The sequence below is a fragment of the Rhodopseudomonas palustris genome, from assembly GCF_003591005.1.
GTDB lineage: Bacteria > Pseudomonadota > Alphaproteobacteria > Rhizobiales > Xanthobacteraceae > Rhodopseudomonas > Rhodopseudomonas palustris_K.
Genome location: NZ_QYYD01000010.1, coordinates 35,750 through 57,962, shown reverse-complemented (window position 1 = coordinate 57,962; position 22,213 = coordinate 35,750). Strand labels below are relative to the sequence as shown.

Genomic DNA, 22,213 nt, shown 5'->3' with positions numbered 1-22,213 from the left:
CGCACAACAAAAAATCCGCTGGTCCGCCGCCGGCTTCTTGAATAGGGTGCCGCCCAACCAAAAGCTGGGAGGCACCCTCGTATGAACTTCAAACTGTTCTCCGCCGCGCTCGCCACCACCGCGCTGATCGCCATTGCGCCGGCGTCCGCGCAAGGCGTCAAAATCGGCATCCTCAACGATCAGTCCGGCGTCTACGCGGATTATGGCGGCAAGGGCTCGGTCGAGGCCGCCAAGATGGCGGTCGAGGATTTCGGCGGTGAGGTGCTTGGCGGCAAGATCGAGATCATCTCGGCCGACCATCAGAACAAGCCCGACACCGCGGTGACGATCGCGCGTAAATGGTTCGACGTCGACGGTGTCGACATGATCACCGAACTGACCACCTCGTCGGTGGCGCTGGCGGTGCAGGACCTCGCCAAGGAAAAGAAGAAGATCGACATCGTGGTCGGCGCCGCGACGTCGCGCATCACCGGCGATGCCTGCCAGCCCTACGGCTTCCACTGGGCGTTCGACACCCGCGCGCTCGCGGTCGGCACCGGCGGCGCGCTGGTCAAGGCTGGCGGCGACACCTGGTTCTTCCTCACCGCCGACTACGCGTTCGGCTACTCGCTAGAGAAGGACACCAGCGAGATCGTCCAGGCCAATGGCGGCAAGGTGCTCGGCTCGGTGCGGCATCCGCTGAATTCGTCGGACTTCTCGTCGTTCCTGCTGCAGGCGCAGAGCTCCAAGGCCAAGGTCATCGGGCTGGCCAATGCCGGCCTCGACACCGCCAACTCGATCAAGCAGGCGGCGGAATTCGGCATCGTCCAGGGCGGCCAGAAGATGGCCGGCCTGTTGATGACGCTGGCCGAAGTGCACGGCCTCGGGCTCAAGGCGGCGCAGGGCCTGGTGCTGACCGAAGCCTATTACTGGGATCGCGACGACACCTCACGGCAGTTCGCCGAGCGCTACTTCAAGCGCACCAACCGGATGCCGAGCATGATCCAGGCCGGCACCTATTCGGCGACGCTGTCCTACCTCAAGGCCGTCAAGGCTGCCGGCACGAAGGACACCGACGCGGTGGCCAAGAAGCTGAAGGAACTGCCGATCGAGGACGCCTTCGCCAAGGGCAAGGTGCTGGAGAACGGCCGCTTCGTCCACGACATGTATCTGTTCGAGGTCAAGAAGCCCGAAGAGTCCAAGAAGCCGTGGGACTACTACAAGCAGCTCGCCGTCGTCCCGGGCGACCAAGCCTTCCCGGCCGCCAAAGACAGCGGCTGCCCGCTGACGAAGTAAGCGACAGCGGTTAGATCGAAACAAGAAAAGGCCGGCGCTTCGCAAGGGCGCCGGCTTTTTGTTTGATCGGGTCGCGCCGAGCACGGCGTAACCTCCCCCGCTTGCGGTGGAGGTCGGATCGCGCAGCGATCCGGGTGAGGGCTCTCCGCTCCGCGAGTCGCTGACTCACTGCGTGCGGCTCCCTCACCCCAGCCCTCTCCCGCAAGCGGGAGAGGGAGCGTGCTGTGCTCGGGTCAGGCGCCCAGCATCCGGTGCACCACGCCGTACACAGCGCCGCCCCACAAGCCCGCGGCGGCGACCATTTGCACGGCGAAGCCGGCGCCGCGTTTGCCGGCGGCTTGCGCGTAGCCGACCAGATACATGATGCGGCCGATGATCCACACCGCGCCGAGCAGCGCAGCGAAGGCGTCGCTGAGATAGTAGGCGAACAGCCACAGCGACGGCAGGAAGATCGGCATCCATTCCAGCGTATTGGCCTGGACGCGGAAGACGCGCTCGAAGTCCGGATTGCCCGTCGTGGCGGGCGCCTTGACGTCGTAAACCCCGCGCGCGCGGGACACCTGCAGCGTGGTGTAGAAATAGAACATGACCGCCAGCAGCGTCGCGATCGTGGTGTAGTGAAACATCCCGGCCTCCCAGTCCTCAGCCTTGTTCAGCGCCGGCTGACCGCCGGTTCTGCCCGCAGCTTGAACTCAATAGCCGGTCATCTCAAGATAGCCGATGCCGCTCTGGCTGCCGGTAAAACTGATCGGGCCTTCCCAATAGGGGAACCTGGTGCCCATCCAGCTCGACGGATTGAGTGGCGTGGTCTCGATCGCCAGTCCGTGGCCCGGCACGCTGACGCGCCAGCGCGTCGGCAGTTTGCGGCCGGCGGCCTCGGTGGTGCCGAGCGGCTGCAGCGCAATCGCATCCGGCGCGAGCTGTTCGGATCGGCCGTCGGTGCCGATCCAATTGCCGGCGAAGTAATGGCCGCCATCGCTCTGCCGCAGCCGGAACAGCATCACCTTGTCGCCGGACGATAGATGCAGCGAGAACCAGTCCCAGCCGGTCTGGTCGGAGGCCAGCGGCTGGCTGGAGAATTCGCGGTCCATCCAGGCGATGCCATCGACGTCGATCGGCTTGCCGTCCAGCGTCAGCGTACCGCGCGCCGTGAAGTAAGGCTGGCTGTAGTAATACGACGCCTGGCCGCGCTCGGATTTGCGCGAATAGCCGGCGTCGCCTTGCAGCACCAGCGGACGCTCGGCGGTGAGCCGCAGCCGGTAGGCGAAGTCGGCGCCTGACGCGGTGACGTCGAGCGGCGACAGCGTCGCGGCGTCGATCGCGTCGCCGCCGTGCAATGCCCAGTCGTCGATGACGGCGCTGAACGGCGAGGCCGTGACGCCGGCCTGGCCGATACCGCCGCGGGAAAACTTCTCGGCGAAGCGATGCGTGTCGGCGCTGGTCAGCGCCGCATGCGCCATCCACACCTGCTGATTGGCCCAGCCCTCGCGCGGCGGCCCGGGCGTCATCGCCTGGCGAAACAGCGTCCATTGCACGCCGTAGGCCTTGCCGGCCGCGTCCTTGAGATTTGCGGTCAGGTACCACCACTCGATGCGGAAATCCGGATGCGCGCCGTGATCCTGGGGGAAGGTCAGCGTACGGCCGGGGACCACCGGCGCGAACTCCCCGGCCTCGCTGCCGAGCCCTGCAAAGCCTTGCGCCCAAGCGCGCGAGCCGCAGAGGCCGACCGCCAGCAGTCCGCCTGCAAAGGAGCGACGTGACAGGAAGCTAGCGCTCATCGGCGAACACCTTCACCAGCCGCGCCGGCTGCATTCGCAGCAGCTTCAGGATCGGCAGCGCCGCGGCGATCAGCGACGCCAGCAGCGCGACGCCGAGCAGCTTCAGCAGCTCCCACGGAAACACCTCGAACGGCAGCCGCCAGCCGAACGCCTTGACGTTGACCACCGCGATCAGACACCACGCCACCAACAGCCCGAGCGGCAGCGCCAGCGCGGCGGTCAGCGCCGCCATCGACAGCGTCTTCATCAGCTCGACGACCGCGAGCTTGCGCCGGCTGATGCCGATCGCCCACAGTGGCGCGACCTGTGGCAGCCGCGAATTGCCGAGCGTCAGCAGGCTGGTCAACAGCGCAACGCCGGCGATGCCGAGCGTGAAGGCGTTGAGCGCCGTGGTCACCGCGAAGGTGCGGTTGAAGATACGTTTGGATTCGGTCTTCAGCGTCGCCTGATCGGCGAGGCTGCGATTGTCGAGCTTGAACGTGGCGCGCAGGTCGTCGACCAGCGCCGGCACGCGGGCGGGATCGACCCGAAGGCCGAACCGCGTCTGCGCCACGTCGGGGAAATGCGCGATCAGCGCCCGATAGTCGACGCCGAGCTGGCCGCGCGGATTGCCGTAGTCGGCGTAAATTGCGGCGACGCGTAGCGGCCAGGCGCCGCCGGCGGTTGGCACCTCGATGCGGTCGCCGAGCCCGAGCTTCATCCGCCGCGACAGCTGCTCGCTGATCATCGCGCCGTCGCCGCGCGCCACCGCATCCCAGACGTCGGAGGTTCGTTCGAGCAGCGGCCAGTTGTCCCGATAGGTCGGATCGTCCGCAAAGCCGATGATCTCCACCGGCCACTCGCCGAGCTTCACCTCGGCGCGCGCACCGGGCAGCAGGGCGGTGACTTCAGGGCGCTGCTTCAGCCACGCCTTGATCTCGGTCGCCTGCTGATCGCTGGCGGCGTTGAGATACACTTCGGCGGCGAGCCGGCCGTCGAGCCAGCGCACGAAGGTGCGGCTGAAGCTCTCCACCATGGTGCCGACGCCGACATTGACGCCGAGCGCCAGCAGCAGCGCCATCAGCGCCAGCGACAGGCCGGAGAGCTGCAGCCGGTTGTCGGCCCAGAACCACTTGGCCAGCGGCCGGTGCGAAGACAGTTCGCCGACCGCCAGCACCAGGCCGAGCACCGCCGGCAACCCGAGGGCCGCGCCGAGCAGGATCGCGGCCAGCACCGCGAACCCTGAGATCAGCGAGTCGCCGAAGATCAGAAAGCCGGCCGCGGCGACAAACACTAGCACGGCGACGCTGCCCTGGATCAGCAGCCAGCGCTGCTGGGCCTGCTGCCACGCGAACGCCTGCGCGGCGGCCAGCACCGGCATCCGCGCCGCCTTGATCAGGCTTGCGGCTGCGGCCGCGAGCGCGCCGAGGATGCTGATGCCGATGCCGGCCAGCCACCATTGCGGCTTCAGCGAAAGTTCTCCCGGGATCTGCGCCCCATACAGACCGCGCAGACTGGCGGCGACATCGGGCAGCAGCGTCGCGGCGATGAAATAACCGCAGACCAGGCCGATTAGTCCGGCGACGAGCGCAATCAGCGTCAGCTCGATCACCATCACGCTGTTCAGAAGCCGCGCCGAGGCGCCGCAGGCGCGCAGCGTCCGCAGCGTCGGCCGGCGCTGCTCGAAGGCGAGCCCGATTGCCGAATTGACGATGAACAGCCCGACCAGAAACGACAGCAGGCCGAACGCGGTGAGATTGAGGTGGAAGCTGTCGGTGAGCCGCTCCAGATCGGTCTCGGTGTCCGGCTCGACCCGCTTGAGCTGATCGCCGACGACGTCGTGCAGCGACATGCGGGCGCTCGTCGCTTTGCTGCCGATCAGCAGCCGCGACACCTGATCCTGCAGGCCAAGCAGGGGCTGCGCGAAGCCGATATCGGTCACCAGCACGCCCGGTGCGATCTCGGGCTGCGGCCGCAGGGGCGGCAGCGTGCCGCCGTTGCTCAGCGTCGGCGTCGCGCCTTCGCCGAGTTGCAACTCGCGCATCGTGTCGGGCGAGATCAGCGTCTGGCCCGGCGGCAGGATGAAGCCCTGCAGATTGGCGGTGCCGATCGTCGGCGCGGCGCTGGCTTCGACCGGCAGCGACAGCGGCTCGATGCCGGTCAGCCGCAGCGTGCGACCGCCCAGCCGGACCTGGCCTTCGACCACCGGCGACACCGGCCAGCCGGCGCGGCGCAGATCGACGAACAGCTGTTGCGGGAAGTGATCAGCATTCGGCGCGACGAGTGTCGCGGTGCGGGCGCCGCCGAGGGTCGCCGCGGCGCGGTCGTAGCTGGTGCGCGCCTGCGCGTTCAGCGCCTGCACGCCGCTCCACAGCGCGGTCGCCGAGATCAGGCCGATCAGCAGCGTGGCGAATTGCAAAGGATGCCGCCGCCAGTGGCTGAGCAGCACGGCGAGGATCCACAGCGCGCGCCTCAACGGATCAGCCCCGCATGCAGATGGACCCGCCGGTCCAGCATGCCGGCCAGCCGCTCACTGTGCGTCACCATCAGGAAGCCGCAGCCGGTGCGGCGCACGAGGTCGGTCGCCAGCGCCAGCACCCCGTCGGCGGTGTCCTCGTCGAGATTGCCGGTCGGCTCGTCCGCGAGCAGCAGCACCGGCTTCACCGCCAGCGCGCGGCCGATCGCGACGCGCTGCTGCTGGCCGCCGGACAGCTGCTCGGGATAGCGCTTCAGCAGCGCGCCGAGCCCGAGCCGTTCGATCAGCTCAGCCTGCCACGCCGCGTCATGCCGGCTGGCGAGCCGGGACTGGAAGGCGAGGTTGTCGGCGACGGTGAGGCTCGGGATCAGGTTGAACTGCTGAAACACCAGCCCGAGCCGGTCGCGCCGAAACGCGGCGCGTTCGGCGTCGGCGAGCAGCGCGATGTCGGCGTCGCCGAATCGGATGCTGCCGCCATCGGGCTGATTGAGGCCTGCGATCAGATGCAGCAGCGTGCTCTTGCCGCTGCCGGATTCGCCGGTCAGCGCGACACTCTCGCCGGCCGCGAGCATCAGGTCGACGCCGCGGAGCACCGCGACGCTGTCCTGCCCGGAGCGGTAGGATTTGGTCAGGCTGGAGACGCTCAGCATTGCGGCGTCATCCGGCCGCTGGCGTTCCTGCCGCGATCGTCAATTTTCAATTCGAGATGTCCCGGTCAGCCATGTTGGGTCGATATGGTGGCCGGCGCAATACGACTCAATAACCTGCGCGGCCTTATTGGTTACAGCGTAGCGCCGGATCCGCGCGACGATGCGGCAACGCAAGATTGCATCGCCCGCGGATCGGTTGCAGCATTGCGCAAACTCGCCGCAACAGCGGCGCAAGAACAATGAGTCGGGAGGCCACCTTGCACAGTCCCACGCCGAAGGGCGCCTGGAGGATCACTTTCCTCCTGTTCCTGTTCATGGTGGTCAACTTTGCCGACAAGATCGTGGTCGGGCTCGCCGGCGTGCCGATCACCCGCGCCCTGAAGCTGACGCCGGAACAGTTCGGCCTGCTGGGCTCCTCGTTCTTCTTCCTGTTCTCGATCTCGGCAGTCGCGGTCGGCTTCCTGGTCAACCGCGTCGCGACGCGCTGGGTGCTGCTGGTGCTGGCGCTGATCTGGGCGGTGGCGCAATTCCCGATGGTCGGGGAAGTCAGCTTCACCACGCTGCTGATCTGTCGCATCATCCTTGGCGCGGGCGAAGGGCCGGCATTCTCGGTCGCCGCCCATGCGATCTACAAATGGTTTCCCGACGACAGGCGGACCTTGCCGACCGCGATCCTGTCGCAGGGCTCGGCGTTTGGAGTGATCCTGGCGGTGCCGGCGCTGAACTGGATCATCGTCAATCATTCATGGCACTACGCGTTCGGTGCGCTCGGCATTGTCGGGCTGATGTGGGCGGCGGCCTGGCTGGCGCTCGGTAAGGAAGGTCCGCTGGTGCCGACCGCCGCGGCCGCTGCCGCCGAACCGCGGATTCCCTATGCGCGGCTGTTGACCTCGCGCACCTTCGTCGGCTGCGTGGTCGCGACCTTCGGGGCGTTCTGGGCGATGTCGCTGGGGCTGACCTGGTTCACCACCTATATCGTCGCCGGGCTCGGCTTCAGCCAGCACGACGCCGGCCTCATCTCGATCCTGCCATGGGTGTTCGGCGCCGCGATCGTGCTGTGCACCGGCGCGGTGTCGCAGGCGCTGACCACGCGCGGCGTGTCGACGCGGCTCGCCCGTGGTGTGCTCGGCTCGCTGCCGCTGATTGCTGGCGGCGTGATCCTGCTGACGTTGCCGCTGATCGATAGCCCAGGGCTGCGCATCGCCGCGCTGGTGGTCGGCTCGGGCCTGTGCGGCTCAATCTATGTGGTGTGCCCGCCGATGATCGCCGAATTCGCTCCGGTGTCGCAACGCGGCGCCGCGATCGCGATCTACGGCGCGCTGTACACCCTCGCCGGCATCGTCGCGCCTCTGGTGATGGGCGCCGTGGTGCAAGGCGCCGCCGCGCCGAACGACGGCTACCTGCTCGGCTACATGATCAACGGCGCCGTGATGATCGGCGCCGGCCTGCTCGGACTGCTGCTGCTGTGGCCGAACACCGAGCGAGCGAGGCTGTTGAACGCCGCCGCGCCCGCTGCGGTCGGCCTACGCACGCCAGCGTGACGAGCTTGCTGTCAGAAATGCAGAAGGCGTGGATCGTGTAGGATGGGTTGAGCGCGGCGAAACCCATCGGCCACGCGCGATACGCTCGATGGGTTTCGCTGCGCTCAACCCATCCTACGGGCCTCACTTCGTTGAACTCTGTGGTCAACCGCACACGCCGGCTTGATAACAACCACGTCATGCCCGGGACGAGCCCGGCCATGACGTGGTGAGGTGGTTGCTGTACTAATTGACCCTTACTGGCTCGCTGCGTCCGTATTGTAGACTTCGCCTTCGGGCACCCAGCTCTTGCCGTCGAATTTGGCGATCTGCATCTGGGTGTAGGGAGCGTAGCGGTCGGGGCGGGTGGAGATCTTGATGCCGGGCAGCAGCAGCGGCGCTGCGGTCGGCTTGATATTTGTGGCCTGCTTCAAGAGGTTGTCGCGGGTGAGGTTGTCGCCGCAGGCTTCCAGCGTCTTCACCGTCATGTAGGCCGAGATGTAGCCGGTGACGGTGGAGCCGTCGGCGATGTCGCCTTTCGGGTACCACTTGGCGAGGAATTCCTTGAACTCCTTGACGTCGGCGTCGTTCTCGAACCGCGGGTCGGTCGGCGTCTTGGCTGCCAGCGCGGTGAGCAGGCCGGTCGAGGCTTCCTTGCCGGCGGGCTCGAGCACGCCCTTGATCGAACTCGACACACTGACCACGAAGTTCAGCGGCTTCCAGTTCAGCTCGTGCACCTTGCGGATTGCCTGCGCGCCGAATTTCGGCGTCGCCATCGTGAACAACGTGTCGGCGCCGGACGCCTTCAACGCGACGACCTGGGAGTCGACCGTCGGGTCGCTGACCTCGTAAGTGACCTCCTTGACGATCATGGTCTTGGCCTTGTCGCCGAGACCATCCTTCAGGCCCTTGACATAGTCCTTGCCGGCGTCGTCGTTCTGCGAGAACACGCCGAGCTTGGCGTCGGGTTTGTTCTTCAGAAGGTACTTCGCGAAGATCATGCCCTCCATCTGGTAGGGCGGGTAGAGCTGCGTGGTCCACGGGAAGTTCTTCGGATCGTCCCACTTCGCCGCGCCGGTCGAGATGAACAGCTGCGGCACCTTCTTGCCGTTGAGATATTTCTGGATCGCCGTGTTGGTTGGCGTGCCGATGGTGCCGATGATCGCCAGTACCTCTTCCTGCTCCACCAGCCGCCGCGTCTGTTCCACCGTCTTGGGCGGCGAATAGGCGTCGTCGAGGCTGATCATCTTGATCTTGCGGCCGTTGACGCCGCCTTTGGCATTGATCATTGCGAAGTACGCGTCTTCGACGTGGCCCTGTACGCCGTAGGCCGAGGCCGGGCCGCTATACGGCATGGTCTGCCCGATCTTGATCTCGCTGTCGGTGACGCCGGGGCCGTATTGCTTTTGGGCGGAGGCCGGCTGGGCCGCTGCGACGGCGAGTAGTCCGGCCGCGAGCAGGGTGAGGCGGGTGGTCATGGCACTTCCTCTCTTTGGTTGAAGCCGCACTCTGCGGTGCGGGCTGTTCGATCGTCCGTGCTCTTGATGGCACGCGCCGATCGGGCCGACGCTGTCACGCGGCCGACGCCAGTTCAATTGATTTGAAGAGGAAATGCACGCCGCAGCGCAGCGCGAAGACTAACAGCACGCCGGAGAATTCATTGCGGCGGAATAAGCGGTCGGCGGAGGGGGAGATACGTCGTTGATGGGACTGCGATCGGCGGTCAGTCGCAGCACTGCTGCCACACAACGTCGCACCGGGTGATCACCGAACCAGGGTCAAAGGTCGCGCTGTTCGTCGTCGCGGTCGCGCTCGGGCGCGCAGATGTCGCCGGTGTCGTAGAGGTCCTCGTCCGGAACGGGGGCAGGCGCCGGCTTCTTGGTCGCGGCATCGTCCGCCGGCGCCTTGTCCTTGCGGATCTTCTTCGACTTGATCTTCTGCCAGCTCATCATCGTGGTGGATCCCCTCGTGGCGGGGCTGAACCGCGCCGTGGCGCGATTCAGGTCCGTCGTCGTGCTGCGTCGGCGAATGCTCGCCGGCAGGTTTAATGTAGTGCAGGATCAGTGCCGCTCAGCCGCGAATTGCACAGGGCAGCTTCGCGCGGCCCGCATTTGCGGGGCCCGGTCGAACTCAGGTGCGGTGGCCGCCCTTCTGCTGCTCGGCCAGCCAGTCCGACAGCGCGCGCGCAGTCGCTTCGGCCTTCTTGCCGGCCGTATTGCGGCTGGCGGTGGTCTTGCCGGCGCCGGCCTTGGCGCGCTTCGCCTTGGTCGGAGCGGCACGTTGCGGTTCGGCGGCTTCGCGTGCCAGACGCAGCGCCCGCAGCCGCGCCATGTTGTCGAGGGTCGCCTTCGCGGCGGCGTCGCGTTCGGCTTTGCCGCCGTCGGTCTCCTGTGAGGCTGCGGAGCGTGCAGCGGGGCGAGAATTTTCGTCGTTCGTCATTCGTCCACGTCGATTGTCTTCGGGGAATTGGGAAGCGCGCGGTGTAGCAAGAAAAACGGCCCCGGGACAGCTTTTGCTGCCGGGGCCTGTCATGCACGATAGTCGATGTGAAGGAACGTGATGTCCGGTCAGAACGTCACGCCGGCCTTGGCCAGATAAGTGCGGCCCGGCAGCGGATAGGCGCCGTAGCGGCCGGGCGTGAAGGTGCTGGCCACCGCGTAATCATAATATTGCGCGTTGAACAGGTTGATCACGCTCAGCGACCAGAAAAAGTGGTCGACTTCGCCGCTCAGCTTGACGTCAACCGTGCCGTTGGCCGGGATCTTGACCTGGCTGTTGGCATTGTCGCTGTCCATGAAGCGGCTGCTCCACACCCGCGCGGTGGCGTCGAACACCACGTATTTCTGCCAGACGTTCCAGGTCACGCCGGCATTCGCCGTATAACGCGACACCAGCGGCACGTCGTTGCCGGAGAAAGGGCCTTCGCGGAACGTCGCGTGGGTGTAGGCGGCCCCGCTGCGCAGCAGCAGATTGTCGCTGATGCGCACGGACGAGCTGGTCTCGGCGCCGGTGCGGCGGGTCGGATCGAGGTTGGTATTGTAGAAGTTCACCGGGTCGTAGCGGATCTCGTTGGTCAGATCCATGTTGTAGACGCTGGTCTGCATCTCGAACGGCCCGGACTTGATGCGGAAGCCGCCCTCGACGTCGACCGAGGTCTGGGTCTTCAGCGCGAACGTGCCTGGAATAGGATTGAAAAACGCGTCATAGGACGGACCCGAAGCGACGCGCTCGTCGACATTCGGGGTGCGGAAGGCCCGCGCGGCGCGGCCGAACACGCTGAACACGTCATTGAAACGATGCTCCAGACCGACATGCAGCGCGTGCTGGGTCTCGGTGCTGTTCAGCGGCAGCGCCTGCGCTTCGCCGAAATAGCCCGGTGCCAGCGGGTTCAGCCGGTCGGCGGCGTCGAGCTTCATGCTCTGCACGCGCCCGCCATAAGAAAAGTCGGTGGTCGGCAGCACCGCGATGCTCTGCTGCCAGTAGCCCGCCAAGGTCTTCTGCGACAGGTTGTAGACGTGCACCGGCGGCGTGCCGCGATACTGGCCGCGATCGGAATCGTAGGTCGCGTCGTAATAGTCGAGGCCGGTCAGGATGTTCGACGACAGCCCGAAGAACGCGTTCTTGATGCTCAGCCGCGGCGTGATCGACCAGGTCTGCAGATGCGCGTCGAACGAGCTGGCGCTGAACGGCGACAGCGGTACATCACCGAAATAGCCGGCCTGCTGCCGCTTGTCGCGCACGCCGCCATCGACGATCAGCTCGGCGCCGTCCCACAGCGATTTGGTGAAACCGGCCGTGAGATTGGCGCCCTGCTTGTCGGCATAATCGAACGGCGTGTTGGTGCCACGGCGGTCGGTCTGCAACTGATTCAGGCCGATCGACGGATCCACGGTGCGCGAGCCGGGCAGGCCGAGATGCTGGTTGTCGCCCGAGATGTTGATGAAGGCGCTCAGGTCGGGCGTCGCATAGCGCACCTCGCCGACCGCATTGTTCTGGTCCAGCGCATTGTTGGCGCGGTACCCGTCAGAGCGGACGCCGTTGGCGAAGACCGAGCTCGACCACGCTCCGGAATTGAACGCCGCCGACACCGCGGCGAGGCGCTGGTTGAACGAGCCGACACCGCCTTCGGCGCGGAACGTCGCCGGCGGGCCGCCGGCGCCGGTCTTGGTGACGATGTTGATGACGCCGCCGACCGCGTTGTCGCCGTACAGCACCGCGCCGCTGCCGCCGCGGGTGATCTCGATGCGCTCGATCGACTGCAGCGGAATGCTCGACAGATCGACGCCCTGCAGGTCGAGATCGTTGAGGCGGCGGCCGTTGATCAGAAACAGCGTGTTCGAGGTCGCGGTGGCGCCGAAGCCGCGCAGATCGACCGACGAGCCGGTGCCGTTGACGCCGCCATACAAGGACGTGGTCTGCACGCCCGGCGTCTGCGCGATGATGTCCTGCACGGTCTGCGCCGGCGAATGCGCGATGTCGTCGGCGGTGATTACCGTGCTCGACGTGCCGACGATGGCGTTGCTGGTGCGGGTCGCGGTGACGTCGATGGTCGGCAGCATGTCCTGCGCCGAAGCCGGCGCGATCGCCGCGATCAGGCTGGAGGCCAGGATGGTGGAACACAGCAGCGCGCGCCTGCGCGGTGCAGCGGAGTGAGATGACGGCATGGACAAACCTCGGCCGGACGTTCAGTGGCACGTCACAGCGAACGAGGCGTCACCACGCTTGCGCGGAAGGTGAAACCAGTGCCTGCAATTCCCGACCGGCACTCTCGCGTGTGACCACGACTGACGGCAGGTCTCCTGGCTCGCGGGTGATATCTTCCGTCGCCTTCCCAGGGCCGAGGTCCCAGTGGCATTCCGACAGAAGTCGTACCGCTTACAGTTGCGGGAACAGCTGCGGCCTGAGAGCGAAGCTCCGCACCGCATTCCCTTTTCATCCCCGTGAGGGGAACCGTCAGGCTCAACTAGAAGTATCGCGCGATGCGGAGTCAATTCGCCGTTAGCGCTCGCCGGTCCGGATCGGGTCTCAGTCTGCGGGATTGTCCCGGGTTGTTGCTTGCGAGTAACAATGCGGCTTGATTCAGCTCAACAAGGCATGGTGGTGATGGCGGAGTATGTGGTCGAGTTCGGCAAGAACGGCCGGCCGGTCGAGGCCGATGGCCGGCTCGATGCCGCCGCGTTTCATCGCAATCAGCAGGCGATCCGTGACGTCCTCGCGCGGCTGCTGCACGGCGTGACCGGCGACGTGCTCGAGGCCGGCAGCGGCACCGGCCAGCACGTCGTCGCCTTCGCGCGTCAACATCCCGAGATCGTCTGGTGGCCGAGCGACATCCATCCGCAGCATCTGAGCAGCATCGCCGCGTGGCGCGCGGACTCCGGCCTCGCCAACATCCGGGAGCCGCGGCGGATCGATCTGTCCGATCCGTCGTGGCCCGCCGAGATGCCGAGCGACGGCGGTCCCGCCTCGCTCGCCGCAATGTTCAGCGCCAATGTCGTCCACATCGCGCCGTGGCCCGTGGCGCAGGGGCTGTTCGCCGGCGCGGCGCGACTGCTGCGGCCGGATGGCCAACTGGTCCTGTATGGGCCGTTCAAGCAGGCCGGTGCGCACACCGCGCCGAGCAATGCGGCGTTCGACGCCAGCCTGCGCGCCGCCAACCCGGCGTGGGGCGTGCGCGATGTCGGCGAACTGGAGCAGCTCGCGAACAGCGTTGGTCTCCGGCTCGTCGAGACCATCGCAATGCCGGCCAACAATCTCATCCTGCGCTTCGCCCGCAGCGGCGAAAGCTGAGGCCCGCGCATAGGTTCGCGGCGCCTGCGGCGGTTGATCGCAGGGCGGCGCCTCCTATGATGCCGGCCGATTCCACGGCCGGGCGATGCACCGGCCGGACAAAGGGCGGAACTCCCGATGGTTGACGCGACCGCGATGGACGGCATCTCTGGCGACGCACGGGCGCGCTCCAACGTCTGGCGCCTGGCCGCCGCGCAGGCGCTGACCGGCGCCAACTCGGCGGTGATCTTCGCCACTGGCGCGATCATCGGGGCCCAGCTGGCGCCGAGCGTGGCGCTCGCCACCGTGCCGATCTCGATGTACGTCGTTGGGCTGGCCGCCGGCACGCTGCCGACCGGCGCGATCGCGCGCCGCTACGGCCGCCGCGTGTCTTTCATGATTGGCGCCGGCTGCGGCGCGATCACCGGGCTGCTCGGTGCGCTGGCGATCCTCTGCGGCTCGTTCGAGCTGTTTTGCGTCGCCACGTTTCTCGGCGGCCTCTATGGCGCGGTGTCGCAATCCTATCGCTTTGCCGCCGCCGATGGCGCCAGCGCTGCGTATCGGCCGAAAGCGGTGTCGTGGGTGATGGCCGGCGGGGTGTTCGCCGGCGTACTCGGTCCGCAGCTGGTGCAGTGGACCATGGATATCTGGCCGCCATATCTGTTTGCCGTCAGCTATCTGGTGCAGGCCGCGGTCGCTTTGATCGCGATGGCGGTGCTGTGGAGCGTCGATGCGCCGAAGCCGCAGCCGGCCGACTTCGCCGGCGGGCGCCCGCTGCTCACGATCGTCCGGCAGCCGCGCTTCATCGCCGCGGCGCTGTGCGGCGTCATCGCCTATCCGATGATGAATCTGGTGATGACCTCGGCGCCGCTGGCGATGCAGATGTGCGGCCTGCCGGTCAGCGATTCCAATTTCGGCCTGCAATGGCACATCGTGGCGATGTATGCGCCGAGCTTTGTCACCGGCTCGCTGATCGCCAAATTCGGCGCCCCGCGCGTGGTCGCGCTCGGCCTGGCGCTGGAAGCGGCGGGCGCCTCGATCGGCATCATGGGAATCACCGCCCCGCATTTCTGGGCGACGCTGTTCGTCCTCGGCATCGGCTGGAATTTCGCCTTCGTCGGCGCCTCTGCGCTGGTGCTGGAGACGCATCAGCCGAGCGAGAAGAACAAGGTGCAGGCGTTCAACGACTTCCTGGTGTTCGGCATGATGGCGCTGGGCTCGTTCTCGTCGGGGCAATTGCTGGCGAATTACGGCTGGACCACCGTCAACCTGACGGTGTTCCCACCGGTGCTGCTCGGCCTCGTCGTGCTGGCGATCAGCGGTTGGTCGAAGCGGCGCGCGGCGATCGCCGCGACCGCCGTGCCGGATCGCGCCCTATAGATACGATCATGAGACGACCGGCCGCCAAGCGCCGGCAACATTGGGGGAAACACCATGCAGTCCTGCTGGACGCCGGCTGATCATCGCTGATGGCTGGCACGCAGCCCGACGAGGCCTCGATCCGTTATGAAGGCTGGCGCATCGTCGCGGTGTGTTTCGCGGTCGCCACTTTCAGCTGGGCGCTGGGGTTCTACGGCCAGTCGGTTTATCTCGCCGAGCTGCAGCGGCTGCACGGCTGGCCTGCGTCGCTGATCTCGACCGCGACGACGTTCTTCTATCTCGGCAGCGCGCTGCTGGTCGCGTTCGTCGGCGATGCGATCCGCGTGGTCGGGCCGCGGACCTGCCTGCTCGGTGGCCTTGCCGCCACCGCGCTCGGCACGGCATTGCTCGGCCGCATCGACGCGCCCTGGCAGCTCTACGGCATCTATGTGCTGCTCGCGATCGGCTGGGCCGGCACCAGCCTCGGTGCCATCACCAGCACGCTCGGGCTGTGGTTCGACAAGCGCCGCGGCATGGCGATCAGCTTGGCGCTGAACGGCGCCAGCTTCGGCGGCATCGCCGGCGTGCCGCTGTTGGTGCTGGCGATCGGCCATCTCGGCTTTGCCGGCGCGACGCTGGCGGTGGCGCTCGCCTCGCTGCTGCTGATCGCGCCGCTGGTGGCGCTCCTGGTTGGCCGCCCGCCGGCGCATCCGGCAAGCGGCGCGGGGGTGGGGGCGGTGCAGGCGCTGTCGTCGGGAGCGGTTCGCCGCCACGCGTTGCGCGACAGGAACTTCCTGATCGTCACCATCGCGTTCGCTCTGGTGCTGTTCTCGCAGGTCGGCTTCATCGTCCACGTCATCGCCTATCTCGATCCGCTGATCGGCCGCGAGCGCGCCGCCGCCGCGGTGTCGCTGCTGACCATGATGGCGGTGGTCGGCCGCGTGCTGATGTCGGCGGTGATCGACCGCATCGATCAGCGGCTCGCCTCCGCGCTCTCCTTCGCCAGCCAGGCTGCGGCGCTGACGCTTCTGTTGATGACGCGTGACCCCGTACTGATGCTGGTGGCCTGCGCGCTGTTCGGGTTTTCGGTCGGCAATCTGATCACGCTGCCGGCGCTGATCATCCAGCGCGAATTCGCGCCCACATCTTTCGGCGTGCTGGTCAGCCTCAACACCGCCATCAACCAGGTCACCTACGCGTTCGGCCCCGGCGTGGTGGGATTGCTGCGCGATGCGTCGGGCAGCTACACGCTGCCGTTCGCGGCCTGCATCGCGCTGGAATTGATCGCGGCGGGGTTGATTTTAGTGCGCAAGTAATCGCCCGTAGGATGGGTTGAGCGCAGCGAAACCCATCACCCGCGGCCGATGGGTTTAGCTCCGCTCAACCCATCCTACGAGCCACATTCCCCGTCATTCCGGGGCGCGCGCCTTCGCGCGCGAACCCGGAATCTCGCAGTTGTGGAAACGTGGGAGTCGCAGAACGCTGCGAGATTCCGGGTTCGCGAGCTGCGCTCGCGCCCCGGAATGACTCGGGGAGGGGCCGAGCTAGGCCTCGCGGGAGCGAAGTAAGTCCTCAAGGTCCAACCTGCGCGTAAACATCGCCAGCTTTCCCTCTGCCGTTCGCGGCCATTCCGCCTCGGGCCTGTCACGATACAGTTCAACGCCGTTCTGGTCGGGGTCGCGCAGATACAGCGCTTCGCTGACGCCGTGGTCGCTGGCGCCGTCGAGCGTGATGCCGGCGGTCAGCACGCGGTGCAGCGCGTCGGCGAGCGCCGCGCGGGTCGGATACAGGATCGCGGTGTGAAACAGCCCGGTGGTGCCCGGCGGCGGCGGGCTGCCGCCTTTGCTTTCCCAGGTGTTCAACCCGATGTGGTGATGATAGCCGCCGGCCGAGATGAACGCCGCCTGATCGCCCATCCGCTGCATCAGCTGAAAGCCGAGAACGTCGCAATAAAACCCGAGCGCACGTTCGAGATCGGCGACCTTGAGATGGACATGGCCGATCCGGGTGCCGGTCGGGATGGGAAATGTGGCGGGTGCTGACATCGAGGCTTTCTCTTTCCGTCATCACCGAGCCGACGCGCAGCGTCGAGACCGGTGATCCATCTCATGTGAGAAGGATGGATGCGCGGGTCAAGCCCGCGCATGACGGCATTGGGCGGCGATTACGTCAGCTCCGGTGTTTCACCGCCCGGCAGCGGAAATTCGTAGGTGTTCAGCGTCATCGACACCATCGTGTAGTAGCCGCACAGACCGATCACCTCGACAAGCCCGCGTTCGCCGAGTGTCTGCATCGCGGCGTCGTACAGCGGCAGCGGCAGGCCCTTCGCTTCGTGCAGCGCGCGGGCGACGTCGTAGATCATCTGCTGTTTCGGATCGCTGATCGCCGGCGTGCGGCGATCTCGGATCGCGTCGATGATGGTCGGGTCGAGCCCGCCGTCCAGCGCCATCTTCTTGTGCGCGTACCATTCGAACTGCGCGGTCCAGTGCCGCGCCGTCACCAGGATGGCGAGTTCGGACTCCGCTGCCGTGAGCGACGTATCGTAGCGCAGGAAGGCGCCGAGCCGCGTGGCGTGCCGCGCCATCTCCGGGCTCGCCAGCCACGCCATCATCGGCGGCGGCGGGGTGCCGCGCTTGCTGGCGATCGACTCCTCATAGATGGCGCGCTGCTCGTCGCTCATCTCGGCCGGTGTGGGCAGTTTCAGGCGCATGGAAACGTCCTTGCTGGGAGGCGCGACGGCGCGCGGGATCGAATTTCGGGACGCGAAACGTGCCGCGTTTGCGGCTGAAACGCCAGAGCGCGCCGTGCATGGCGCTGCGCAACACGGATATTGAATTTCGCCCGCCGGCCGCTAAGGTCCGGCCCAATCAAATGCAACGCGGGCGTCAAACCCGCCCGGTGGATGGGAGCCCCGATGACCGACACCTCCGATCTCGAACGTTTCCGCGCCGAGACCCGCGCCTGGCTCGAGGCCAATTGCCCGCCCGAGATGCGCAAGCCGATGCAGGGCGACGAGGACAATTTCTGGGGCGGCCGCAACGCCAAGTTTGCCTCGGAGCCGCAGCGCGTCTGGTTCGAGCGGATGCGCGACAAGGGCTGGACCGTGCCGGATTGGCCGACCCAATATGGCGGTGGTGGCCTCGACGGCGCACATCACAAAGTGCTGCGCGAGGAGATGGCGGCGATCGGCGCGCGGCCGCCGCTGTCGAGCTTCGGCATCTGGATGCTCGGGCCGGCGCTGCTGAAATACGGCAACGAGGCGCAGAAGGCCGAGCATCTGCCTAAGATCGCGCGCGGCGAGATCCGCTGGTGCCAGGGCTATTCCGAGCCGAATGCCGGCTCCGACCTCGCCTCGCTGCAGACTCGCGCGGTGCCGGACGGCGACGACTTCATCATCAACGGCTCCAAGATCTGGACCTCCTACGCCAACTACGCGGACTGGATCTTCTGCCTGGTGCGCACCGATGCGTCGGCTAAGAAGCACGACGGCATCAGCTTCATCCTGTTCGACATGACCTCGAAGGGCGTCACCACCAAGCCGATCCTGCTGATCTCCGGCAAGTCGCCGTTCTGCGAGACCTTCTTCGACAACGTCCGCGTGCCGCAGTCGCATGTCGTCGGCACCATCAACCGCGGCTGGGACGTGGCGAAATATCTGCTGCAGCACGAGCGCGCGATGATCTCCGGGATGGGCGGTCGCGACGGCGGCCGGCCGCTCGGGCAGGTCGCGGCGGGCTCGCTCGGCATCGATGAGCAGGGCAAGCTCGACGATCCGGTGCTGCGCGGCCAGATCGCGACGTTCGACGTCGACGAGGCGGCGCTCGCCTGCGCGGCCGAGCGCGCGGTCGATCTCGCCAAGGCCGGCCAGCTGCATCCGGCGTTCTCCTCGGCGATGAAGTACTACGGCACGGAGCTCAACAAGCGCCGCCACGAGATCCTGATGTCGGCCGGCGGCATCGACGCGCTGGAATGGGAGAGCGAGCGCTCGCACGACGGCGCCCGCGCCCGCGCCTGGCTGCGCACCAAGGCCAACTCGATCGAAGGCGGCACCAGCGAAGTCATGCTCGGCATCGTCGCCAAGCGCATCCTCGACCTGCCGGGGGCGTAGTTACCCGGTACACCCTCTCCCCGAGTCATTCCGGGGCGCGCGCAGCGCGAGCCCGGAATCCATAACCACCTCTAGGGGATATGGATTCCGGGCCTGCGCCCCAAGGAGCGCATGCCGGAATGACGAACGCAAAGTCATCACTCCGACTTCATTGGATCATCACCCATGGCTCTCGTCCTCACCGAAGAACAAACCATGCTGCGCGACTCGGCGCGCGGGCTGATCGGCGACAAGGCGCCGGTCGCGCATTTCCGCAAGCTGCGCGACGAGCGCGACGCCACCGGCTTTTCGCGTGACCTCTGGAAGAGCTTCGCCGAGATGGGCCTCGCGGGCCTGTTGGTGCCGGAGGAATTCGGCGGCTCCGGGCTCGGCTGCGTCGAGGCCGGCGTGGTGATGGAGGAAATCGGCCGCAACCTGACGCCGTCCCCGTTCTTGTCGACCGCGGTGCTGGCCGCCTCGGCGCTCAAGCGCGGCGGCTCGGACGCGCAGAAGAAGTCTTACTTGCCGAAGATCGCCGATGGCTCGCTGATCGCCGCGCTGGCGGTGGACGAGGGCGCCAAGCATCGCCCGTCGCGCATCGCGCTGACCGCCACACGCGCCGGCAACGGCTTCAAGCTGAAGGGCGACAAGGCGCTGGTGGTCGACGGCCACGTCGCCGATCTGTTGATCGTCGCGGCGCGGAGCTCCGGCGCGGCCGGCGATGCCGACGGCCTCACGCTGTTCCTGGTCGATCCAAAGGCCAAGGGCGTTGCGATCGAGCGCACCGTGATGGTCGATGCCCACAACGCCGCGCGGATCACATTTGACGATGTCGAGGTGAATGCCGACAGCGTGCTCGGTGAAGTCGATCGCGGCGGCGCGTTGCTCGAGGCGGTGCTGAATGTCGGCCGCGCCGCGGCGGCGGCCGAGATGCTCGGCGTCGCCGACGAGGCGTTCGGCCGCACCGTGAGCTATCTCAAGGAGCGCAAGCAGTTCGGCAAGCTGATCGGCGAATTCCAGGCGCTGCAGCACCGCGCCGCGCATCTCTACACCGAGATCGAAATCCTGCGCGCCGCCGTGCTCAAGGCATTGCAGGCGGTCGATGCCGACGCGTCTGAAGCGCGCGTCGCGGTCGCGGTCGCCAAGGCCAAGGCCGGCACGGTGACGACGCTCGCGGTGCAGGAAGGCGTGCAGATGCACGGCGGCATGGGTATGACCGATCAGTTCGACATCGGCCTGTTCATGAAACGCGCCCGCGTGCTGCAGGAACTACTCGGCGACGCGAATTACCACGCCGAAGCGCTGGCGGAGTGGAAGAAGTATTGATCTTTGTAGCCCGCATGCAGCGCCGCGGAATGCGGGGCAGGCGCGTCCTCGGATTACGCTTCGCTGCATCCGGGCTACGGACTAAGCCCTGGCCCCAAGCACGTCATTCCGGGGCGCGAACGTAGTTCGCGAGCCCGGAATCCCGAAGCGTTCTGCGACCGGCTTTTGCTACAACGTCTGGATTCCGGGTTCGCTCGCAAGAGCGAGCGCCCCGGAATGACGGTGATTGTGTTGGGATCCTCGCGGCTGCTTCTCAGTTCGCCCCATCCGCCGTTATTCCAGGGCGCGCGCAGCGCGAACCCGGAATGACGAACGAGAGGTTTTGTGAGCTCCTACCTGATCGGCGGCGCGTACTGGATGCCGCCGTTGCTCCACAGCTGGTTCAGGCCGCGCGGGATGCCGAGTTTGCCGACGTTGCGGTCGTAGACTTCGCCGTAATTGCCGACGTGGCGGATGATGCGGGCAGCCCAATCCTTGGACAGTCCGAGTTCTTCGCCATAGGCGCCCTCGGTGCCGACCAGCCGCATCACGTCGGGCTTCTTCGACTTCAGCGCCTCGTCGATGTTCTGCGAGGTGATGCCGAGTTCTTCGGCGTTGATCATCGCGTACAGCGTCCACTTCACGATCATCATCCAATCGTCGTCGCGCTGGCGGACCACCGGGGCGAGCGGCTCCTTGGAGATCAGGTCGGGCAGGATGGTGTGGTCGGCGGGCTTGCCCATCGTCTGGCGCAGCGCGTAGAGCTGCGAGGCGTCGGCCGTGAAGATATCGCAGCGGCCGTCCTTGTAGGCGGCGACGACCTCGTCGAGCTTGCCGAACTTGACCTCCGTGTACTTCATGTTGTTGGCGCGGAAGTAATCGGCGAGGTTGAGCAGCGTGGTGGTGCCGTCCTGCACGCAGACCTTGCTGCCGTCGAGCTCGACCGCGGTGTCGACCTTGCGCGACGCCGGCACCATGAAGCCCTGGCCGTCGTAATAGGCGACCGCCGGGAAGTACAGCTCGTAGCCGGTTTCGCGCGACATGCTCCAGGTCGAGTTACGCGACAGGATGTCGACCTTGCGGCTCTGCAGCTCCTTGAAGCGCTCATTGGCGTCGAGCGCGAGGAATTTCACCTTGGCGGGATCATTGAAGATCGCCGCCGCCACGGCGCGGCAGAAGTCGACGTCGAAGCCGCTCCAATTGCCCTTGTCGTCCGGCGTCGCGAAGCCCGGCAGCCCCTTGTTGACGCCGCACAGCACGGCGTCACGCCGGATCGTGCGCTTCAGCGTCTTGGTGTCGTAGCGCTCATAGGTGATGGCGGCAGCGGCGATCGCCGCCGCGACCACGAGCCCGAGCGCGAGCCCGGTCTGGAACGTCCGTTTCAACATGCGGGGTCTCGGAACAGAGGGGAGGGCGCTATAGGGCGGGCTTCTGCCGGACCACGACCTTGGTGCCGACCGGCACGCGGTCGTACAGATCGGCGACGTCGGCATTGACGAGGCGGAAGCAGCCGGACGAGATCGCGGTGCCGATCGTGTCCGGCCGGTTGGTGCCGTGGATGCGATACACGGTGGAGCCGAGATACATCGCGCGGGCGCCGAGCGGATTGCCGGGGCCGCCGGCCATGAAGCGCGGCAGATAAGGCTGGCGCTGGATCATCTCCGGCGGCGGCACCCAATCGGGCCATTCCGCCTTGCGCGAAATCTTCAAGAGGCCTTGCCAGGTGAAGCCCTCGCGGCCCACCCCGATGCCGTAGCGCAGCGCGCGGTTGTTGCCCTGGACGAGATACAGATAGCGCTCGGCGGTCTGCACCACGATGGTGCCCGGCGGCTCGCTGGTCCGGTAATACACCATCTGCTTTTGCAGTTCGGGCGGCAGCTCGTAATCGTCATTGGCGATCAGGCCGGGCTCGTCGCCGGGATCGTTTGATTGCGCGTGGCTGGGTGTGATGCCGATCACCAACGCCGCCACTAAGGCCAGCCGTCCGATCCAACTCGACAATCCCAGCATCGACAACC

Annotated in this window: 19 protein-coding genes and 1 riboswitch; of the genes, 7 read left to right on the top strand and 12 right to left on the bottom strand. The window is 66.7% G+C overall.

Features of this window, described 5'->3' with window-relative positions; genetic code table 11:
* Window positions 1-81: 81 nt before the first annotated feature.
* Window positions 82-1,275, top strand: coding sequence for an ABC transporter substrate-binding protein (locus D4Q52_RS11315; protein ID WP_119856667.1), 1,194 nt, complete (start codon window positions 82-84; stop codon window positions 1,273-1,275).
* A 233-nt stretch (window positions 1,276-1,508) separates the two neighbouring features.
* On the opposite strand, the gene D4Q52_RS11305 is transcribed toward D4Q52_RS11315, so the two are convergent.
* The 4 genes from D4Q52_RS11305 to D4Q52_RS11290 form a co-directional block, all read right to left on the bottom strand.
* Window positions 1,509-1,901: an MAPEG family protein gene (locus D4Q52_RS11305; protein WP_119856666.1), complete on the bottom strand. Its 393-nt coding sequence runs from the start codon at window positions 1,899-1,901 to the stop codon at window positions 1,509-1,511.
* A gap of 66 nt (window positions 1,902-1,967) precedes the next feature.
* Entirely contained in the window at window positions 1,968-3,053 is a 1,086-nt protein-coding gene (locus tag D4Q52_RS11300) for a lipocalin-like domain-containing protein (RefSeq protein ID WP_119856665.1), read from the bottom strand.
* Complete coding sequence (locus D4Q52_RS11295) at window positions 3,043-5,508, bottom strand: ABC transporter permease (protein WP_119856664.1); 2,466 nt, start codon at window positions 5,506-5,508, stop codon at window positions 3,043-3,045. The genes D4Q52_RS11300 and D4Q52_RS11295 overlap by 11 nt, the downstream gene beginning before the upstream one ends.
* Window positions 5,505-6,158: an ABC transporter ATP-binding protein gene (locus D4Q52_RS11290; RefSeq protein ID WP_119856663.1), complete on the bottom strand. Its 654-nt coding sequence runs from the start codon at window positions 6,156-6,158 to the stop codon at window positions 5,505-5,507. The genes D4Q52_RS11295 and D4Q52_RS11290 overlap by 4 nt, the downstream gene beginning before the upstream one ends.
* 314 nt (window positions 6,159-6,472) lie before the next feature.
* Between D4Q52_RS11290 and D4Q52_RS11285 the strand changes: the two genes are divergently transcribed.
* Complete coding sequence (locus D4Q52_RS11285; protein ID WP_234831156.1) at window positions 6,473-7,699, top strand: MFS transporter; 1,227 nt, start codon at window positions 6,473-6,475, stop codon at window positions 7,697-7,699.
* 236 nt (window positions 7,700-7,935) lie between these two features.
* Here the strand turns inward: D4Q52_RS11285 and D4Q52_RS11280 are convergent, their stop codons facing one another.
* The 4 genes from D4Q52_RS11280 to D4Q52_RS11270 all read right to left on the bottom strand — a co-directional run bounded on the left by D4Q52_RS11280 (window position 7,936) and on the right by D4Q52_RS11270 (window position 12,342).
* The gene (locus D4Q52_RS11280; protein WP_119856661.1) at window positions 7,936-9,156 is read right to left on the bottom strand and encodes an ABC transporter substrate-binding protein; all 1,221 of its coding nucleotides are present in this window, start codon (window positions 9,154-9,156) and stop codon (window positions 7,936-7,938) included.
* Window positions 9,157-9,456: 300 nt separating this feature from the next.
* Complete coding sequence (locus D4Q52_RS26475; protein WP_182915294.1) at window positions 9,457-9,630, bottom strand: hypothetical protein; 174 nt, start codon at window positions 9,628-9,630, stop codon at window positions 9,457-9,459.
* Between the two features lie 178 nt (window positions 9,631-9,808).
* Window positions 9,809-10,117 carry a hypothetical protein gene (locus tag D4Q52_RS11275; RefSeq protein WP_119856660.1) on the bottom strand — a complete coding sequence of 103 codons (309 nt, stop codon included), beginning with the start codon at window positions 10,115-10,117 and terminating at the stop codon, window positions 9,809-9,811.
* 128 nt (window positions 10,118-10,245) lie between these two features.
* Window positions 10,246-12,342: a TonB-dependent receptor gene (locus tag D4Q52_RS11270; protein WP_119856659.1), complete on the bottom strand. Its 2,097-nt coding sequence runs from the start codon at window positions 12,340-12,342 to the stop codon at window positions 10,246-10,248.
* A gap of 108 nt (window positions 12,343-12,450) precedes the next feature.
* Window positions 12,451-12,648, bottom strand: a riboswitch (cobalamin riboswitch).
* Window positions 12,649-12,781: 133 nt separating this feature from the next.
* On the opposite strand from D4Q52_RS11270, the gene D4Q52_RS11265 reads away from it, so the two are divergent.
* The 3 genes from D4Q52_RS11265 to D4Q52_RS11255 all read left to right on the top strand — a co-directional run bounded on the left by D4Q52_RS11265 (window position 12,782) and on the right by D4Q52_RS11255 (window position 16,119).
* Window positions 12,782-13,465, top strand: a complete 684-nt coding sequence (locus tag D4Q52_RS11265) for a DUF938 domain-containing protein (RefSeq protein ID WP_119856783.1) — start codon at window positions 12,782-12,784, stop codon at window positions 13,463-13,465.
* A gap of 117 nt (window positions 13,466-13,582) precedes the next feature.
* Entirely contained in the window at window positions 13,583-14,824 is a 1,242-nt protein-coding gene (locus tag D4Q52_RS11260) for an MFS transporter (protein ID WP_119856658.1), read from the top strand.
* A gap of 89 nt (window positions 14,825-14,913) precedes the next feature.
* Window positions 14,914-16,119, top strand: coding sequence for an MFS transporter (locus D4Q52_RS11255; protein WP_119856657.1), 1,206 nt, complete (start codon window positions 14,914-14,916; stop codon window positions 16,117-16,119).
* Between the two features lie 228 nt (window positions 16,120-16,347).
* Here the strand turns inward: D4Q52_RS11255 and D4Q52_RS11250 are convergent, their stop codons facing one another.
* Both D4Q52_RS11250 and D4Q52_RS11245 read right to left on the bottom strand, forming a co-directional pair.
* The gene (locus tag D4Q52_RS11250; protein ID WP_119856656.1) at window positions 16,348-16,848 is read right to left on the bottom strand and encodes a VOC family protein; all 501 of its coding nucleotides are present in this window, start codon (window positions 16,846-16,848) and stop codon (window positions 16,348-16,350) included.
* A gap of 119 nt (window positions 16,849-16,967) precedes the next feature.
* Complete coding sequence (locus D4Q52_RS11245; RefSeq protein WP_119856655.1) at window positions 16,968-17,513, bottom strand: carboxymuconolactone decarboxylase family protein; 546 nt, start codon at window positions 17,511-17,513, stop codon at window positions 16,968-16,970.
* 204 nt (window positions 17,514-17,717) lie between these two features.
* Between D4Q52_RS11245 and D4Q52_RS11240 the strand changes: the two genes are divergently transcribed.
* Both D4Q52_RS11240 and D4Q52_RS11235 read left to right on the top strand, forming a co-directional pair.
* The gene (locus D4Q52_RS11240) at window positions 17,718-18,911 is read left to right on the top strand and encodes an acyl-CoA dehydrogenase family protein (protein WP_119856782.1); all 1,194 of its coding nucleotides are present in this window, start codon (window positions 17,718-17,720) and stop codon (window positions 18,909-18,911) included.
* A 165-nt stretch (window positions 18,912-19,076) separates the two neighbouring features.
* The gene (locus D4Q52_RS11235) at window positions 19,077-20,216 is read left to right on the top strand and encodes an acyl-CoA dehydrogenase family protein (protein ID WP_119856654.1); all 1,140 of its coding nucleotides are present in this window, start codon (window positions 19,077-19,079) and stop codon (window positions 20,214-20,216) included.
* Between the two features lie 332 nt (window positions 20,217-20,548).
* Here the strand turns inward: D4Q52_RS11235 and D4Q52_RS11230 are convergent, their stop codons facing one another.
* Complete coding sequence (locus D4Q52_RS11230; RefSeq protein ID WP_119856653.1) at window positions 20,549-21,583, bottom strand: amino acid ABC transporter substrate-binding protein; 1,035 nt, start codon at window positions 21,581-21,583, stop codon at window positions 20,549-20,551.
* Window positions 21,584-21,611: 28 nt separating this feature from the next.
* Window positions 21,612-22,205 carry a L,D-transpeptidase gene (locus D4Q52_RS11225; RefSeq protein ID WP_119856652.1) on the bottom strand — a complete coding sequence of 198 codons (594 nt, stop codon included), beginning with the start codon at window positions 22,203-22,205 and terminating at the stop codon, window positions 21,612-21,614.
* Between the last annotated feature and the right edge of the window lie 8 nt (window positions 22,206-22,213).

Excerpts from the sequence above, each read along its gene's own strand:
- D4Q52_RS11285 (WP_234831156.1), top strand. The coding sequence starts at position 6,473 with ATGGTGGTCAACTTTGCCGACAAGATCGTGGTCGGGCTCGCCGGCGTG.
- D4Q52_RS11225 (WP_119856652.1), bottom strand. The coding sequence starts at position 22,205 with ATGCTGGGATTGTCGAGTTGGATCGGACGGCTGGCCTTAGTGGCGGCG.
- D4Q52_RS11300 (WP_119856665.1), bottom strand. The coding sequence starts at position 3,053 with ATGAGCGCTAGCTTCCTGTCACGTCGCTCCTTTGCAGGCGGACTGCTG.
- D4Q52_RS11275 (WP_119856660.1), bottom strand. The coding sequence starts at position 10,117 with ATGACGAACGACGAAAATTCTCGCCCCGCTGCACGCTCCGCAGCCTCA.
- D4Q52_RS11315 (WP_119856667.1), top strand. The coding sequence starts at position 82 with ATGAACTTCAAACTGTTCTCCGCCGCGCTCGCCACCACCGCGCTGATC.
- D4Q52_RS11245 (WP_119856655.1), bottom strand. The coding sequence starts at position 17,513 with ATGCGCCTGAAACTGCCCACACCGGCCGAGATGAGCGACGAGCAGCGC.
- D4Q52_RS11290 (WP_119856663.1), bottom strand. The coding sequence starts at position 6,158 with ATGCTGAGCGTCTCCAGCCTGACCAAATCCTACCGCTCCGGGCAGGAC.
- D4Q52_RS11265 (WP_119856783.1), top strand. The coding sequence starts at position 12,782 with ATGGCGGAGTATGTGGTCGAGTTCGGCAAGAACGGCCGGCCGGTCGAG.
- D4Q52_RS11235 (WP_119856654.1), top strand. The coding sequence starts at position 19,077 with ATGGCTCTCGTCCTCACCGAAGAACAAACCATGCTGCGCGACTCGGCG.
- D4Q52_RS11240 (WP_119856782.1), top strand. The coding sequence starts at position 17,718 with ATGACCGACACCTCCGATCTCGAACGTTTCCGCGCCGAGACCCGCGCC.
- D4Q52_RS11255 (WP_119856657.1), top strand. The coding sequence starts at position 14,914 with ATGGCTGGCACGCAGCCCGACGAGGCCTCGATCCGTTATGAAGGCTGG.
- D4Q52_RS26475 (WP_182915294.1), bottom strand. The coding sequence starts at position 9,630 with ATGATGAGCTGGCAGAAGATCAAGTCGAAGAAGATCCGCAAGGACAAG.
- D4Q52_RS11230 (WP_119856653.1), bottom strand. The coding sequence starts at position 21,583 with ATGTTGAAACGGACGTTCCAGACCGGGCTCGCGCTCGGGCTCGTGGTC.
- D4Q52_RS11280 (WP_119856661.1), bottom strand. The coding sequence starts at position 9,156 with ATGACCACCCGCCTCACCCTGCTCGCGGCCGGACTACTCGCCGTCGCA.
- D4Q52_RS11250 (WP_119856656.1), bottom strand. The coding sequence starts at position 16,848 with ATGTCAGCACCCGCCACATTTCCCATCCCGACCGGCACCCGGATCGGC.
- D4Q52_RS11260 (WP_119856658.1), top strand. The coding sequence starts at position 13,583 with ATGGTTGACGCGACCGCGATGGACGGCATCTCTGGCGACGCACGGGCG.
- D4Q52_RS11305 (WP_119856666.1), bottom strand. The coding sequence starts at position 1,901 with ATGTTTCACTACACCACGATCGCGACGCTGCTGGCGGTCATGTTCTAT.
- D4Q52_RS11270 (WP_119856659.1), bottom strand. The coding sequence starts at position 12,342 with ATGCCGTCATCTCACTCCGCTGCACCGCGCAGGCGCGCGCTGCTGTGT.